Annotated in this window: 1 tRNA gene and 1 rRNA gene; both read right to left on the bottom strand. The window is 50.0% G+C overall.

Annotated elements, in window-relative coordinates:
• Window positions 1–28 precede the first annotated feature (28 nt).
• Window positions 29–105, bottom strand: a tRNA-Asp gene (locus H5164_RS19875).
• A 93-nt stretch (window positions 106–198) separates the two neighbouring features.
• Window positions 199–298, bottom strand: a 5S ribosomal RNA gene (gene rrf, locus H5164_RS19870); the annotation flags it as partial.

Raw genomic sequence — 298 nt, 5'->3', positions numbered from 1 at the left:
CATTTCTGCTAGGGCTTTCATCTTAAGTTGGCGGAGCGGACGGGACTCGAACCCGCGACCCCCGGCGTGACAGGCCGGTATTCTAACCAACTGAACTACCGCTCCTTTAGCAAATTGCTTACGCACTATGCTAAATCTTTTTAAGTCACTGATATGTCACTATCAGGAGACTTCTCTTTCGTAAAAGAGAAATTAGGCGCCTGGAAATGACCTACTCTCGCATGGGGAGACCCCACACTACCATCGGCGATACTGTGTTTCACTTCTGAGTTCGGAATGGGATCAGGTGGTGCCACAG

Source organism: Shewanella sp. SG41-3 (assembly GCF_014164545.1).
GTDB classification, from domain to species: Bacteria; Pseudomonadota; Gammaproteobacteria; order Enterobacterales; family Shewanellaceae; genus Shewanella; species Shewanella vesiculosa.
The sequence above is the reverse complement of the archived record's forward strand: the minus strand, read 5'-3'. Positions and strand labels throughout refer to the sequence as shown.